Origin of the sequence: Burkholderia sp. AU45388 (genome assembly GCF_030481585.1) — a bacterium.
Classification (GTDB): Bacteria; Pseudomonadota; Gammaproteobacteria; order Burkholderiales; family Burkholderiaceae; genus Burkholderia; species Burkholderia sola.
Genome location: NZ_JAUJPV010000028.1, coordinates 1 through 15,586, shown reverse-complemented (window position 1 = coordinate 15,586; position 15,586 = coordinate 1). Strand labels below are relative to the sequence as shown.

10 protein-coding genes and 3 pseudogenes are annotated in these 15,586 nt (G+C 65.8%); 6 read left to right on the top strand and 7 right to left on the bottom strand.

Features of this window, described 5'->3' with window-relative positions; all coding sequences use genetic code 11:
• Nucleotides 1–62 precede the first annotated feature (62 nt).
• Nucleotides 63–253 (bottom strand): annotated as a pseudogene (locus tag QZM72_RS31135) (IS3 family transposase); the annotation flags it as partial.
• Between the two features lie 216 nt (nucleotides 254–469).
• Between QZM72_RS31135 and hflK the strand changes: the two are divergent.
• From hflK to QZM72_RS31115, 4 genes are all read left to right on the top strand, one after another.
• Entirely contained in the window at nucleotides 470–2,365 is a 1,896-nt protein-coding gene (hflK, locus tag QZM72_RS31130) for a protease modulator HflK (protein ID WP_301739982.1), read from the top strand.
• Nucleotides 2,366–2,443: 78 nt separating this feature from the next.
• On the top strand, nucleotides 2,444–3,496 hold the full coding sequence (hflC, locus tag QZM72_RS31125) for a protease modulator HflC (RefSeq protein ID WP_301739981.1): 1,053 nt from the start codon (nucleotides 2,444–2,446) through the stop codon (nucleotides 3,494–3,496).
• On the top strand, nucleotides 3,493–4,536 hold the full coding sequence (locus QZM72_RS31120; RefSeq protein WP_301739980.1) for an SPFH domain-containing protein: 1,044 nt from the start codon (nucleotides 3,493–3,495) through the stop codon (nucleotides 4,534–4,536). The genes hflC and QZM72_RS31120 overlap by 4 nt, the downstream gene beginning before the upstream one ends.
• Nucleotides 4,533–6,470 (top strand): cation-translocating P-type ATPase, encoded by a 1,938-nt coding sequence (locus QZM72_RS31115; protein WP_301739979.1) that lies wholly within the window; start codon nucleotides 4,533–4,535, stop codon nucleotides 6,468–6,470. The genes QZM72_RS31120 and QZM72_RS31115 overlap by 4 nt, the downstream gene beginning before the upstream one ends.
• Nucleotides 6,471–6,648: 178 nt before the next feature.
• On the opposite strand, the gene QZM72_RS31110 is transcribed toward QZM72_RS31115, so the two are convergent.
• From QZM72_RS31110 to QZM72_RS31090, 5 genes are all read right to left on the bottom strand, one after another.
• Nucleotides 6,649–6,948 (bottom strand): H-NS histone family protein, encoded by a 300-nt coding sequence (locus QZM72_RS31110; RefSeq protein WP_301739978.1) that lies wholly within the window; start codon nucleotides 6,946–6,948, stop codon nucleotides 6,649–6,651.
• An 80-nt stretch (nucleotides 6,949–7,028) separates the two neighbouring features.
• Entirely contained in the window at nucleotides 7,029–7,343 is a 315-nt protein-coding gene (locus tag QZM72_RS31105; protein ID WP_301739977.1) for a hypothetical protein, read from the bottom strand.
• A 33-nt stretch (nucleotides 7,344–7,376) separates the two neighbouring features.
• A complete protein-coding gene (locus QZM72_RS31100) occupies nucleotides 7,377–9,197 on the bottom strand; it encodes a lipopolysaccharide assembly protein LapB (protein WP_301739976.1) in 1,821 nt (606 codons plus the stop codon).
• 10 nt (nucleotides 9,198–9,207) lie between these two features.
• A complete protein-coding gene (locus tag QZM72_RS31095) occupies nucleotides 9,208–9,507 on the bottom strand; it encodes a hypothetical protein (RefSeq protein WP_301739975.1) in 300 nt (99 codons plus the stop codon).
• A gap of 84 nt (nucleotides 9,508–9,591) precedes the next feature.
• A complete protein-coding gene (locus QZM72_RS31090; RefSeq protein ID WP_301740068.1) occupies nucleotides 9,592–13,659 on the bottom strand; it encodes a YadA-like family protein in 4,068 nt (1,355 codons plus the stop codon).
• A 490-nt stretch (nucleotides 13,660–14,149) separates the two neighbouring features.
• Between QZM72_RS31090 and QZM72_RS31085 the strand changes: the two genes are divergently transcribed.
• Nucleotides 14,150–14,707 (top strand): recombinase family protein, encoded by a 558-nt coding sequence (locus tag QZM72_RS31085; RefSeq protein WP_301739974.1) that lies wholly within the window; start codon nucleotides 14,150–14,152, stop codon nucleotides 14,705–14,707.
• A 154-nt stretch (nucleotides 14,708–14,861) separates the two neighbouring features.
• Nucleotides 14,862–15,336, top strand: a pseudogene (locus tag QZM72_RS31080) (IS6 family transposase); the annotation flags it as partial.
• 75 nt (nucleotides 15,337–15,411) lie between these two features.
• Here the strand turns inward: QZM72_RS31080 and QZM72_RS31075 are convergent.
• A pseudogene (locus QZM72_RS31075) lies at nucleotides 15,412–15,586 on the bottom strand (hemolysin secretion protein D); the annotation flags it as partial.

The window sequence follows — 15,586 nt, the reverse complement described above, 5'->3', positions numbered from 1 at the left end:
GCGGAGCATGTTTCATCCTGACGAGATCTTTACTGAGGCCGGCCTGAAAAAATGGAACCGACAGATTCCCTCGTCTCCTTAACCTTGCGCTCCACGGCCTTCAGCCGTCCGCGTTCGTCGGTGGTCACTCCATCACGCTCGCCATAATCGACCTGGTTTGCCCAATGCGAGCGGCGTCTGCGCCGTACAGCCCATCATCGGTACCATTGACTCGACCGCCGCTCACGTCGACGAATGTTCGCTGCTCGCGCATCAGATGTACTGCACGCTCGAGGACTTCCGGGGAAAACTTGGCTACTTTCTTTCTCGTTTATGGCTCCATTGTCGCGAGCGTTGGCGCTTTGCCCGGTGAATGTGGATCTCCCTTGCGTAGGTCACCTTGAGTTTCGTCATCCGTCGCGCTACATTGCCGCTCGCAGCATTCGGCGCGGGCTCCGCGCATCATGTAACGCGTACGTAAGGAACCCCGATGGGGCAACAGGCGGAAGGCCACGACGACACTCCCGACACCCCGGCCGGCCGTGAGGCCCTCGCACCGGTCGCAGGGGCCGCCGCGTTGCTGGCCGTCGCACTCGGCACGCTCGGCGCCGTCGACTTCTTGCCGGTCGACCTGCGCTGGTGCGCGCCACTCGCCAGCGCATGGTGCAACGTGCTCGTCGTCGCGATCGGCGTGCTGCTCGGCGATCGCGCGCGCCGCGCTGCGCCGCAGGGTCTGGCCGCCGGCCTGCTCGCCGCCGGGTTGCGCCGCGTATTCCGTCGCCAGCAGGCGCCGGAGCAATACGACAACCCGTGGCCGGCGATCGCCGCCGCAATCGACTGGCGGCCGTGGGCCGTTACCGCGGGGGCCGCGCTCTCCGCCGCGATGGCCGCGCTCGCGTGGCTGCCGCCGTCGCCGCTGATGTTGATCCGCGCGATGGCCGCGCCCGAACCCACGCTCGCGGCCGGCACCGCATGCCTGGTGCTCGCGTTTCTCACACTCGTCACCGAACGCCATCACGCAGTGGCCGCGCGCCGCTCGGCCGTGTCCGCATCGCTCACGCGGATGCTGCGCGTGGCGCTCGCCACCGCGCTCGCGGGCGTGCTGGCCGCGGCATGGTTCGCGGTCCGGCATCGCACGGCCGACTGGCTCGTGCAGGCGACCGCGCTGCTCAATGCCGCCGTGGCGGCCGAGCTCGCCGTTCGCGGCGTGCTGTCGTGGTTTGCGGTGCCGCGCGGCGCCGTCGTGCCGACCAGCGCGATTGCCGGCCTGCTGAGCCGGCGCCCGGCGCCGTTCGCGTCGCTCGGCGCCGAGCTGCGGCATCGCTACGGCATCGACCTGAGGCAAAGCTGGGGCTGGCGCAGCTTCGTGCGGCTGCTGCCCGTTGCGCTCGGCGCGACCGTCGCCGCGGCGTGGCTGCTCACGGCCGTCGTCGTGCTGAACCCCGAACAGCGCGCCGTCTATGAACGTTTCGGCGCGCCGGTCGCCGTCTGGCAGCCGGGCCTGCACGTCGGGCTGCCCTGGCCGTTTGGGCGTGCGCGCATCGTCGACAACGGCGCCGTGCACCAGGTCGCGATCGCGGGCAGCGCGAACGGAGGCGGCGCCGACCCGCGTGCCGTGCCCGCCGACGGTCCGACGCCCGACGGCCTCAATCGCCTATGGGATGCGCCGCATCCCAGGGAAACCACCCAGGTGATCGCCGGCGCGAACGGCGACCGCCAGAACTTCCAGATCGTCAACGCCGACGTGCGGGTCGACTACCGTCTCGGTCCGACCGACGCCGACGTCCGCGCGGCGCTCTATCGCACGATCGATCCGGAAAGCACGGTACGCGTGAGCGCCAATCGCGAGCTGGTGCACTACCTCGCGTCGCATACGCTCGAATCGCTGCTCGAAACCAATCAGGCTGCGATGGCCGAGCAGTTGAAGCGCGCGATCCAGCAGCAGCTCGACTGGCTGCAGAGCGGCGTCGACGTGATCGCGGTCGTGATCGAGAGCGTGCATCCGCCGACCGGCGCGGCGGCCGCCTTTCACGACGTGCAGGCCGCGCAGATCCGCGCGCAGGGCAGCGTCGCGCAGGCGCGCGGCTTCGCGGCCGGTCTGCTCGGCAACGCACGGCAGCAGGCGCTCGCCAGGGTTGCGCAGGCCGAAGCGCAGGCGGGCGACACGCTGTCGTCGGCGCGCGTGCAGCAGGTCGATTTCGACGCCGATCTGGTCGCGTACCGGCTCGGCGGCCCCGCGTTCCCGTTCGAGTATTACCTCGACCGGCTGCAACGCGGGCTGCGCAACGCACGCATGACGATCATCGACGACCGGCTGGCCGACGGCACGCGGTCAACCGTCGATCTGCGCAACACTCCCGCCGGCGATCTGGCCGGCATCCATTGACATGACGCGGCGCGTTCCGCGCGGGCGGCGCAATCCGGCGGCAATGGGCGCCGCCGCGCCGAGCGCAGGCGACGCCGCATGCGGGGCGACATCGTGAGTCTGTTTCATTCACACGCGCATGACCATGCGCACCACGGCCATGGCCACGACCACCACGCGCATCACGACGCACCGCAGCCGCCCGGCGCATTGCGCGTGCGCGTCGCCGTCGCGCTGCTGTGCGTGCTCGTTGCGCTCGCGGTCGCGAGCTTCGTGCAGGTGCGGGCCGGCGAGGCGTCGGTGATCACGCGTTTCGGGCGCCCCGTGCGCGTGCTGCTCGAACCGGGGCTCGCGTGGCGCCTGCCCGCGCCGATCGATGCGGTGACGCCGGTCGACCTGCGCCTGCACACGACGTCGAGCGGCCTGCAGGACGTCGGCACGCGCGACGGGCTGCGCATCATCGTCGAAGCCTACGTCGCGTGGCGTGTGCCGGCCGATGCGCGCGACATCGGGCGTTTCATGCGCGCGGTCGGCAACGAGCCGGACGAAGCGGCGCGGCAGATCCGCTCGCTCGTCGGTTCCGCGCTGCAGACGACGTCCGCCGGCTATGATCTCGCGTCGCTCGTGAACACCGATCCGGCCCAGGTGAAGATCGGCGAATTCGAGGACGCGCTGCGCCGGCAGATCGACGCGCAGCTCTATGCGGCCTATGGCGTGCGCGTGGCCCAGGTCGGGCTCGAACGGCTCACGCTGCCAGCCGTCACGCTCGCCGCGACCGTCGACCGGATGAGCGCGGAACGCGAAACCGTGGCCGCGCAGCGCACCGCGGACGGCAATCGCGAAGCCGCGCAGATCCGCTCGGACGCCGAGCGCGACGCGCGCATCGCGCTGGCCGACGCGAACGTCAAGGCGGCCGGCATCGAGGCGCAATCGCGCAAGGATGCGGCCGACATCTACGGCAAGAGCTATGCGGGCAATCCGCACCTGTACACGATGCTGCGCTCGCTCGACACGCTGAACACGGTGGTCGGCACCAATACGAACCTGATCCTGCGCACCGATGCCGCGCCGTTCCGCGTGCTCGTGCAGGGCCCGGCCGACCCGGCGGCGCAGGCCGCACCGGCGCCGAAGGCGCGCAAGGCGGCCCGATGAGCGCCCAGCCCGCCGCGCCGCTCGGGCCTGGCGCCCAAGCCGTGCGCCTGTCGTTCTGGTTCGTCGCCGCGGTCGCGGTATTGGCCGCGTGCGCGTGGGCCGGTTCGAACATCCGGCGGATTCCGGCAGACAGCCGCGCGGTCGTGATGCGCTTCGGCGCGCTCGTGCGGACGCAGGATGCCGGGCTCGTGATCGCCTGGCCGCAGCCGTTCGAATCGGTCCTGCTCGTGCCGGGCGCTGCGCGCGTGCTCGAACAGCGGATCCGCTCGCTCGATCGCGATCCGCGGGCGCTCGCGACGTCCGCGCAGGGCGTCGCGCGGCTGCCCGACGCGCTGGCCGGTTCCGGCTACGTGCTGACGGGCGATGGCGGTGCCGTCGCGTTGAGCGCGGTGCTTTATTACCGGGTCAGCGATCCGTATGCGTACGTGCTGCAGCAGGACCGTCTCGACGCCGCGCTCGAACGGATCGTGTCCGCGTCGGCCGTCGAGGTCGCGGCGGCCCGCGATCTCGACGCGATCCTGGTCGCGCGCCCCGAGCAGCTGGCCGCGGACCGACAGATGGCGGCCCGCCGCGAGCGCTTGCGCGGCGATCTCGCCGACGCGATCGAGCGGCATCTGCGCGCGCTCGATGCGGCGCACGCGGGGCTCGGCGTCGAAGTTGCCCGCGTCGACGTGCAGCCCGCGCTTCCGGGCGCCGCGGCCGATGCGTTCAACGCGGTGCTGACGTCGCTGCAGCTCGCCGAGCGGACCATCGCCGAAGCGCGCACCGCCGCCGAACAGCGGCGGCAGGACGCGCAGCAGGATGCCGACCGGATCGTCCAGGACGCGCAGGCGCGGGCGTCCGAACGCGTCGCGACCGCGCAGACCGACACGCTGGAAATCCGGCAGCTCGACGCGACGCTGCGCGAGAACGGCGATCCGGGGCTGCTGGCGCGGCTTTACCGCGATCGCGTGCAGCGCGTGCTGTCGAAGGCCGGACGCGTGACGACGATCGATCCGCATGACACCTCCAACCTGATCCTGCCCGGGAGCGCCCGATGAATAGGCTCGCCGAACCGGTCGTCACGCCGGATCCCGCGCCCGCCGCGACGGCTTATGCGCTGTCCGGCGACGAACGCCGCACGATCACGCGGCAGATCGCGCTGGCGCTGCTCGCGGGCGGGCTGCTCGTGCTGTCGTTCGCGTGGCGCACGCTGGCGTCCGGTAGCGATACGCTCGCACAGCTGCTGGCCGCGCTGGCGTCGCTGATCGTCGCGGGGCCGGTGTTCGCGAGCGCGTGGCACAGCCTGCGCGCGCCGAGCCTGCACGGCGTGACCGACCGCCTGATCGCGCTCGCGATGCTGGCCGCCTGGGCGATCGGCGACATGACGACGGCCGCGTTGCTGCCGATCGTGATGACGTTCGGCCATGCGCTCGAGGAGCGCAGCGTGCTCGGCTCGCAGGAAGCGATTCGAGCGCTCGGCCGGCTGACGGCCGGCCGCGTACGCCGCATCGGCGCCGACGGCGGCGTCACCGAGGTCGCCTACGACGCGTTGCGTGCGGGCGACCGCATCGAGGTGGTTGCCGGCGCGCGCATTCCGGTCGACGGTATCGTGACGGCGGGCACGTCGAGCGTCGACAATGGTCCGATCACCGGCGAATCCGTGCCGCTCGACGTCGACGCCGGCAGCACCGTCTATGGCGGCGCGCTGAATCTCGACGGCGTGCTGCGCATCGAGGTCACGCACACCGGCGAGGAGTCGACGCTCGGCAAGATCATCGCGTTGATGCAGCATGCGGAACAGGCGAAGCCGCCCGTCACGCAGGTGCTCGAGCAGCACATGGGCGCGTATCTCGCGCTGGTGCTACTGATCGCCGCGATCGTCTGGTTCACGTCCGCGAATGCGTCGGCGATGCTCGCGGTCATCGTGGCCGCGTGTCCCTGCGCGCTGGTGCTCGCCGCGCCGTCCACGGCCATCGCCGGGATCGCCGTCGGCGCACGGCACGGCATCCTGTTTCGAAACGCTGCGTTCCTCGACAAGATCGCCGAGGTCGACTCGCTCGTGATCGACAAGACGGGCACGCTCACGCGCGGGGAATTGCAGGTCCGGCAGGTGTGGCTGCAACCGGGCATCGACGGACCGTACGCGCGTGCGCTGGCCGCGCGGCTCGGCGAGGGCAGCGCGCATCCGGCGAGCCGCGCGCTCGTTCGCGATGCCGTCGCGTCCGGTCTCGCCAGCACCACCGTTGCCCCGTTCGATCGCACGCGGGAACTGCGCGGGCTCGGCGTCGTCGCCGACACGCCTGAAGGCACGGTGGTACTCGGCCGGCCAGTGTTGCTCGCCGACCATACCGACGCATTGCCGCCGCCCCCGGACGGTTTCGACGGGCCGCTCGTCGGCCTCGCGCTCGACGGGCGGCTGCTCGCGTGGTTCGGTTTCGCCGACACGCTGCGGCCCGAAGCGCACGAGGCGCTGGCCGAACTGCGTACGCTTGGCCTTGCACGGCAGACGCTGCTCACCGGCGACCGTGAACCGGTGGCGCGCAAGGTCGCGGCCGAGACCGGCATCGAAACCGTGGTCGCGCACGCACTACCGCACGACAAGCTCGATTACGTGATGCGCGAGATGGACGCCGGTCGGCATCCGCTCGTCGTCGGCGACGGACTGAACGACGTGCTGGCGATCAAGGCCGGCTCGACCAGCATCGCGATGGGCGAGCGCGGCGTCGACATCGCGATCGCGTCAGCGGACGTCGTGCTGCTCGGTGACGATCTGAAGCGGATTGCGACCTGCATCCGCCTCGGCCGGCACTGCCGGCGCACCGAGACGACCAATGCGGCGATCGGGCTCGCATGGACGCTCGCGGTGATCGCGCTGGCCGCGACCGGGGTGCTCGGCGCGGTGTGGGCCGCGATCCTGCACAACGTCGGCACGTTCATCGTGATCGCCAATGCGGGCCGGCTGCTGCGGATCGATGACAACGTCATGCCGTAATTCTCCACTTTCAAATGGGACAGTTTTGTGGGCTAGGGTCAAGAGCCGGAATTTTCCAGCTGAGACTGGGACGGAAATTGGGCTAGCCTCATGCGTCGGTCCGACAGATGTCCGCCTGGTACGGTTTTCATTTGATCCGTCTCCTTCAGTCACCAGCATTCTTGTTTGAGTTCACGAATCACTCAGGCAACCGAAACTGCTCGATATCTGCTGCCCCTTTCATCCAATTGGGCCTGCGCCCCCGCCCCGACCAGGTGCGGCCCGTGGTTGGATCCATATACTTCGCGACGCGCTTGGGGTGCGAGCTTGAGCGACACTGCTCGGCCATTGCCCGCTTGATCTCGTCGAGCGAGATATCGTAGGTCAGCATGGTTCGCACGATGCCCACCAGAATCTCTTCGATATCGTTTCGACGAATCTCACTGATCTTTTCGTGCAACTGTTGTTGCTGGCTGATCAATTCGAGATATTTTTCCATGTTCGAACAACGTCATCATGTAGAGAATCGGCTTTCGTCAGGTGACTCTTCGATTTATTCGACAGAGTCGTCCGGGGTATTTACACCAGCGCCTGACGATAAAGGCGTGCCCAACGGCCGTGTAAGCGGCCCAGCTGCTCGGCTCGCTGGTCAACAGCATCGTCCGGTTCGCCTTTTCCCATGCGTGCATGCTCGACGCGCAGTCGACCGGTAAGCGGCACCGAACGACGATAGGTTTCGTCGAACCCGCGCCGATACGCGCTCAGCAACTGGGCAGCGGTCGGTTCATCGACGTTCTGGTAAAGCGATTGCCTCAGGTACGAAAGAATCTCGAGCACCGGATAAAGTGGCTCTTGCGCGTACCGCTGAGTTGCATACTTGATGATCTGATTCATGGGATCAACCTGCTCGTGAATAGTTTGACCGGCTCAGACTCCAGCCTGCGTGCCGGGCCTCATGCCTTGCAGATCCGCGCGAATTCGATGCAACACCGACGACCAGTCCCCCGCTCGCTCCTGGCGGTACAGCCGCATGGCCGAATACCACGGGCTGTCGTCGCGCTGCGTCATCCACATCCAGCCCGGGTTCGTGTTCAGCATCAACCACGTCGGCACCCCCATCGATGCGGCCAGATGCGCGATCGGCCCGCTTACCGTCAAGACCAGGTCCAGTCCGCGCAGGTAATGCGCGCAGCGCTGCAAGCCGTCAAACGTCTTCGTATGGTCGAGAATCGGTAACCCGCTCTGATGCAATGCATGGATATCCGCGCCTGCTCCGCGCGGTAGCGCATGAAACGCGATGTCCGTCAGTCCGGCCAGCGCCGGGCCACACGTGTGGGGATCGATCGATGCATGATGGTTACAGTCGGCCCCATCCGTGCTCAACCAGTTCAGCCCGACGCGCAGCGGTAAGCGTCCCGCCGCTGCCTTGAGCGCCGTATAAGGTGCCCGGCCATCTGCATGCAGTGCTTCGAGCGCCGGGCCGATGTCCTCGATGCCGATGTCCAGATAGAGCGGCACGCTGCCCAGTGGCAGGTGGAAATCGAAGTGCTCAAGCGTCTCCGTGCCCGCACTGAGCACGCTCACGTGCGGGCCGAGCATGGCCAGCATCCAACCGTGCAGCGCGGCCGGACACGACAAGGCCACCTGAGCTTCACGGCAGCGCAGGTCGCGCGCAAGCAACGGCACGAACCGCGAGAACGCAATGCTTTCGGCCAGGCCCTGGTCGCACCACACCAATACCGTCTTGCCGCGCAGATCCTCGCCGTTCCAGCGCGAGAGCGACAGCTTCTCACCGCGTGGGCCGCTCAGTTGCGTGTGAGCGCGCCATTCGTAGTTGAGCCAGCCGCGCTCGAAGTCGCCCCTGGACAACTGCCTCTGCGCCTGAGCAAAGCGGACCGCCCCGTCGGCAGGCGCAAGCTCGACTGCCCGCTCGATCAGCGAATCGGCCTCGCTCCACCGGCTCGCCTCTCGCAAAATCTGCGCATGCAGTAGCAGCGAGTCGGGACAATCCGGCGCCAGCGCACGCGAGCGTTCGATAGCGATTTCGGCAGACTCCGTTTGCCGGCGCGACTGATAGACCCGGGCCAGCGTGAACCACGCGGTCGCGCTCTCGGGTTCGTCGACGATCGCTTCCTCGATGTGAAACGACGCGCTCGGGAAATCACCCATCTCGAGAAACACGCGCGCCAGGTTCGTATTGACCGAGGGAAACTGACCATCGAGCTTGCGGCAGCGCTGGTAGGCCTGAATGGCCGAGGGCAGATGCGCGCTCTGCTCAAGGGAGTAACCCAGGATGAACCACGCACGCGCATGTTTGGGCTGGTCTTCGCAATACGCGAGCGCCACCTCGCTTGCCCGCTCGTAGTCGCGCTGCTTCCATAGCAGCACGACCCACTCCCGAATCCACTCGCCCAGTGCATGATCCGCGGCGAAGGCCTGCTCGAAGCAGTCCAGCGCGCCGGCCACATCGCCTTGGGCAAGCAACACGCGCGATCGCTCGACAAATGCCCAACCGCTGCGTGGATCGAGCTCCAGTGCCCGGGTCGTCGCCTGTTTCGCCACATCGGTCCTGCCGCGCATCCTGCAAAGTTCGGCCCACAACACCCACGTCTGGGCATCCGCGCATTGCGCTGCAATCTCCGCCTCGATCAGCTCGCTTGAGCCCACCAGATCGCCGTGCCGCAATAGCCACAGGGCGTCATCCACACGCCGGGTCTCACGCGGGTTTTCTCTACGCGATGCGTCCATGGTTTCTCCGTCAGTTTCTCGCGAGCAGACCGATCGCGAGGATCGTTCCGCTTGCCGTGCCGATACAGCAAGCCAGATACAGGCCGAGAAATTTTGCTCGCGGCCGAAATATCGGTGGGGCGGGCAAGCGCGAACGCTCGGCTTCAACCATCAGCCCGGCCACCACAAGGTCCAGTGCCGTCACAAACCACGGCACCAAGGAATCCGTCAAAATGGGCGCGCCGAAATACACCATCCACGCGCTGTTGATCAGCGTGGACACGGAAAGCCCCCCAACCATGCCTGTCAAATACCGGGTGGATTTCGACATGTCCTCATAGCCTCAACTCGGTTACCGCGCATCGAGGGTGGAGGCACACCATCACCCCCACCCTCGATCGCGCCTACGCCCGCCTTACCACTGGTACGACACGCCAGCACCGTAGGTCGTACCCTGAGCGCTGATGCCCACGCCGATCTTCGCCTTCAGGTTGCCGGTGAACCGGATCGACGCGCCCAGGGCCGTTGCGGCATAGCCCTGGTAACTGCCGCCTCCGATGCCCACTGCGATGGTCTTGCCCGGATCGACTTCCGGGATCATCGTCAGCGCGGTGGCCGCGGCAATCCCCGAATAGGCCCGGCTGGCGACCTGGTTGACGCTGGACTGAACGCGCCAGAGCTGGTTCATGTTGGCCGCGTCGGTGCCGTTCACGCCCGGCGCCACGTTGGTCAGGCGCCGCTCGTTGCCCTCGGAGCCAAACGACACCGTGTTCGGCTCGGAGGCGACGGAGCCCGCACCGATGGCCACCGAGTTGGCGCCCGCTGCTGTGGCGTTGTTGCCCATCGCAGTGGCGCTCGTGCCGGAGGCGACGGCCCCCTGACCGATTGCCGACGAGCCGCTACCCGAGGCGTTGGCGCCTTGACCCAGCGCCGTCGCGTTCGACCCCGTCGCACTCGAGCCCTGGCCCAGCGCCGTCGCACCGGAACTGGACGCAACCGCTCCTTGACCGACCGAAGTCGCACCGGTACCGGTCGCACTCGAGCCTTGGCCCACCGATGTCGCGTTCGAGCCCGTCGCGTTCGAGCCCTGACCCAGCGACGTCGAATTGCTGCCCGAGGCCGTCGACTGGCCCCCGATCGCCGTGCTGCCCGTGCCGTTGGCCTGCGCACCGGAGCCCGCCGCGGTTCCACCCGTGCTCGTCGTGGACAGCGTCCCGCCCGAGCTCGTCGACAGCGACACAATGTTGCTCACCGCACTGCTCAGCCCCGTCGACAGCGACGTGATCGTTGCCGTCGTGCTGCTCAGCCCGGTCGACAGCGACGCCACGTTGCTGCTTGTGGCGCTGACCGTGGTCGACAGCGAGTTCAGGCTGTTCGAGGTGGCCGTGGACAGGGACGTCAACGCGCTGGTGGCCGTTGACAGTTCCGCGACCGCCGCGGTCGACAGCGACGACACCGCCTGGCTCACCGCATACAGCTGCGACCCGTTGACCGCGTCGGTCGAGCTTGCCGACACCCGGCCGGCCGCCACATTGATGATCTGGCGTTCCGCGCCCGGCGCACCGACGCTGACCACGCTCGTCGGGGAAGAGCCAGCGAACGTGTACGTCGTTCCGCCGATGCTCATGCCCGAAGTCGGGTTCGCCGCGCTCGTCACCGAGCCCGAGCCCAGCGCCACGTCGTTGGCGTTGTTGGCCACCGCCCCCGAGCCGAAGGCCAGCGAACCTGCACCGACCGCGCTCGACGCGTTGCCCAGCGCCACCGAGCCGATGCCGTTGGCGCTGCTGGCGTTACCCAGCGCCACCGCACCCTGGCCCGTCGCGACGTTCAGGTTGCCGGCCGCGACCGCGCCCTGGCCGGTGGCCGTGTTGTTGGCGCCAGCGCCCACTGCCCCGGTTCCGGTCACCACGTTCGGGTCGCCGATGGCCACCGCGCCGTTGCCGGTTGCGGTGTTGCCCACCCCGATCGACACCGCCTGGCCGCCGGTGGCGCTCGCGTTCTGACCGATCGCGATGGCTCCGTCGCTGCCTGCGTTGGCCGTGTCGCCGACCGCCACGCTGCTCGCGCCGCTGGCTGTGGAGTTCGGGCCGATCGCGATGGCATTGGTGCCGCTCGCCGAGCTGTCCGCGCCGGTGGCGTTGGCGTGGAAGTACTTGGTGCCGCCGCCATTGACCGCGGTGGAGATCGACGAAAGCTGGCTGCTCGTCGCGCTCAGGCCGGTCGAGAGCGACGTGATGTTGCTGTTCGTCGAGCTCAGGCCCGTGGACAGCGAGGTCAGGCTGCTGGTGGTCGCGGTCGACAGCGACGTGATCGAGCTGGTGGCCGTACTCACGCCCGTGGACAGCGAGTTCAAGCTGCTGGTGGTAGCGGTCGACAGCGACGTGATGTTGCTGTTGGTCGTGCTCAGGCCCGTCGAGGCCGAGGTCGACAGCGAGGTCAGCGTGCTGTTGGTCGACGACAGGCCGGTGGACGCCGACGTGCTCAACGACGTCACCGTGCTGTTCGTCGTGCTCAGGCCCGTCGAGGCCGAAGTCGACAGCGAGGTGATCGAGCTGTTCGCCGACGACAAACCCGTAGACGCGGACGTGCTCAGCGAGGTCACCGTGCTGTTGGTCGTGCTCAGGCCCGTCGAGGCCGAGGTCGACAACGACGTGATCGCGCTCGTCGCGGACGACAGGCCCGTGGACGCCGAGGTGCTCAGCGACGTCACCGTACTGTTCGTCGTGCTCAGGCCGGTCGAGGCCGAGGTCGACAACGACGTGATCGAGCTCGTCGCGGACGACAGGCCCGTGGACGCCGAGGTGCTCAACGACGTGACCGTGCTGTTGGTCGTGCTCAGTCCGGTCGAAGCCGAGGTCGACAGCGACGTGATCGAGCTGGTCGCGGACGACAAGCCGGTCGACGCCGACGTGCTCAACGACGTCACCGTGCTATTCGTCGTGCTCAGTCCGGTCGAAGCCGACGTCGACAGCGAGGTGATCGAGCTGGTCGCCGACGACAGACCGGTCGAGGCCGAGGTACTCAACGACGTCACCGTGCTATCGGTCGTGCTCAGACCGGTGGAAAGCGACGTAATCGAACTGGTCGCGGACGACAGACCGGTCGATGCCGAAGTCGACAACGACGTGATCGCGCTGTTCGCGGACGACAGACCGGTGGAGGCCGACGTGCTCAGCGACGTGACCGTGCTATTGGTCGTGCTCAGCCCCGTCGATGCCGAAGTCGACAACGACGTGATCGAACTGTTAGCCGACGAGAGACCCGTCGAGGCCGACGTGCTCAACGACGTGACCGTGCTGTTGGTCGTGCTCAGGCCGGTCGAGGCCGAGGTCGACAGCGAAGTGATCGAACTGGTGGCCGATGAAAGGCCCGTGGAGGCCGACGTGCTCAGCGACGTGACCGTGCTATCGGTCGTGCTCAGACCGGTGGAAAGCGACGTAATCGAACTGATCGCGGACGACAGGCCGGTCGAGGCCGAGGTCGACAACGACGTGATCGAGCTGTTCGCCGACGACAAACCCGTGGACGCCGACGTACTCAACGACGTCACCGTGCTGGTGGTCGTGCTCAGCCCCGTCGATGCCGAGGTGGACAGCGACGTGATCGCGCTGTTCGCCGACGACAGACCGGTGGACGTCGACGTGCTCAGCGACGTGACCGTGCTGTCCGTCGTGCTCAGGCCAGTCGAAGTCGACGTCGACAACGAAGTGATCGAGCTATTCGCTGACGACAAACCCGTTGATGTCGAGGTAGATAACGACGTAATCGAGCTGTTAGCCGTGGACAGGCTGACCGAAGTAGAAGACGATAAGCTTGTGATGGCGGAAGTCGCCGTACTGGCTACGGCATACAGTTGACTACCGTTGATTGCGTCGGTACTGGTTCCGCTTATAAGCCCTGAGGCAACATTTTGTATCCGCCGCTCCAAGCCCACTTGTCCGACGCTCAATATGCCGCCCGATGCGCTAGATCCGGCATAGCCACTGAATGTCGTCCCGCCAATCGTCGTATTATTGACAGGTGTGGAGCCAGCAGTACTACCGGATAATGCCGTTGAAACAACAGCGCCGTAGCCAAGTGCCACCGAGTTCACCGCACCGGCAGTTGTATTTGAGCCGAGAGCCACAGAATAATTTGCCGAGGCCGTTGCATTATCTCCGAATGCAATTGAATTTGAACCGGTCGCACTCGACAACCCGCCGATGGTTGTGGAATTTGTTCCGACACAATTCTGTGTGGCGCCATACAGAGCCGTAATATTGCACCCGGTCGTTGAGTACACATTGGTTCCACTGCCATTGAAAATTAACGAATACGCGCTAGCTGAAATAGGTAATGGTAATCCCAAAAGAGCAAGAACAATACTCGTAGCCTTTAAAATACCATTAGCCGAAGTGCTTTTCGCGTCAGTTGCACCAAGTTCCGAAACAACCACGAAGCAACTGCGACGTTTACTCCAAACCACCTTGTAAATATTATTCATATTTTACTCCGATTTTAATATGATTTCTCGATCCCCAAACGTCCAACTGAAGTGCCAGGAAGTTAAAGCAAACTAATTGCTATCCATGCAGCACGCTAAAAACCTAGAAATTCGACCAGCAGTACTCACCCCAAAATTGGGGCCCGAACAAAATGGTTCGTTTCGACTACTGTTCCGCTCCGGAGGGGAACTCTTTTGTAACTATTTGTTTTGTATGAGGTCGGTGTCGCCGGCAGATGAGCGGACAAAAACGAACGTTTTTGTCCAGTACAATTAAGGGGGGACTCTTACAGAATTGCGCGTTCCCGATGAGCAATGGTCCGCCGATAGATTCACGCCTTGGCGGGGCTGAAAAAGCCAACGTTTGCTTTTGTCGGAGGTTTTCCGCTGCACGGTCGTTGGAATTCCTCGCTGAATTTCCGGCGATCCGCAATACAACGGGCCACTCGGGGATGTGCCATCCCAGGCTGACTCTCTATAGGTACAAGTTATGAAAATTGGTTACGCGCGCGTCTCGACTGACGAACAAAATCTCGATTTGCAGAAGGACGCCTTACGGCACGCCGGCTGCAAAGTCATCTTTTGCGATCAGGGTATCTCCGGCGCGACCTTCCAGCGCCCCGGCCTCGAGCGCGCCCTGCGCCGTCTGAAGGATGGCGGCGTCCTCGTCGTCTGGCGCCTCGATCGATTGGGACGTTCTCTTGGTAAGCTGGTTGACCTAGTCACCTATCTAGAACAGCAGGATGTCAAGTTCGAATCGCTCACAGAAAATATATCGACAGATTCGTCCAGCGGCGTCTTGCTGTTTCATATGATGGCTGCTATGGCCCAGTTTGAGCGCACCCTCATAAGCGAGCGCACCAAGGCCGGCATTCAGGCTGCCAAGGCACGTGGGAAACGGCATGGACGCAAACCCGCCTTAAGCGCGAGCCAACAACAGCAAGCGCTGACTCTCATGAAAACTGAGTCGATAGCGTCTGTTGCCGGCCTGTTCGGCGTCAATCCGCGCACGTTGGTACGCATGCGCGCCCGACTCGCCAACGAATAAACTTTAATGCGATAAAGCAACGAGAACCGTATTGTCAGGTTGTTTGCGTCAGCGGCTTGTATAGTAGGGCACGAACAAGTTCGTCCATGTCCATCCCTTCGCGCCTTACCTTGATTCGCCGATCTCGTTCAAGGACGACCACTTCCCGCCCGACGTGATCAGCTACGCGGTGTGGCTGTACTACCGATTTCCGCTGAGCCTACGGATGGTCGGGGAAATGCTGGCGGCAGGGCGCATCAAGCTGACCTACGAGACAGTACGCTGCTGGGCAGCGAAGTTTAGTCTGGCGAGCGCCCAGCGTATCCGTGCCACGGCCCCGCGCCGCAGTGGCATGGCACCTTGACGAGGTAGTGGTGACGATCCGCGGCGCGAAGCACTGGCTCTGGCGAGCCGTGGATCAACACGGCGCCGTGCTCGATGTCCTGGTTCAGCGTCGGCGCGACGCCACGGCGGCCAAGCGACTGATGCGCAAGCTGCTCAAGCGCCACGGCCGCCCGAGCGTCATCGTTACGGACAAACTGCGCAGCTACACGACGGCCAACACCGCGCTGGGCCTGAGTGTCGAGCACCGGCGGCACAGGGGGGCTAAACAACCGCGCGAGAATTCGCACCAGCCGACTCGCGTGCGCGTTGCCCTGCCTTGTCCGTCTGCCGAACAACCTGACAATACCCCCACCGCCCGTGACAGCAATCATGAAGTTTCATTACTGATTTTCTCGAATGATCGCCGCCGCAGCCGCCTCGGCCTCTCCCGCGACGCCGTCGTGCACGCGCGTGCTGACGGCCGGCGTCGGCGGCTCGCTGTCGAGCGCGTGACCGTTGCGGTCGTGCGTGTCGACCGTCGCGCGCATCGAGAGCCCGACACGCAGCGGATGCGCG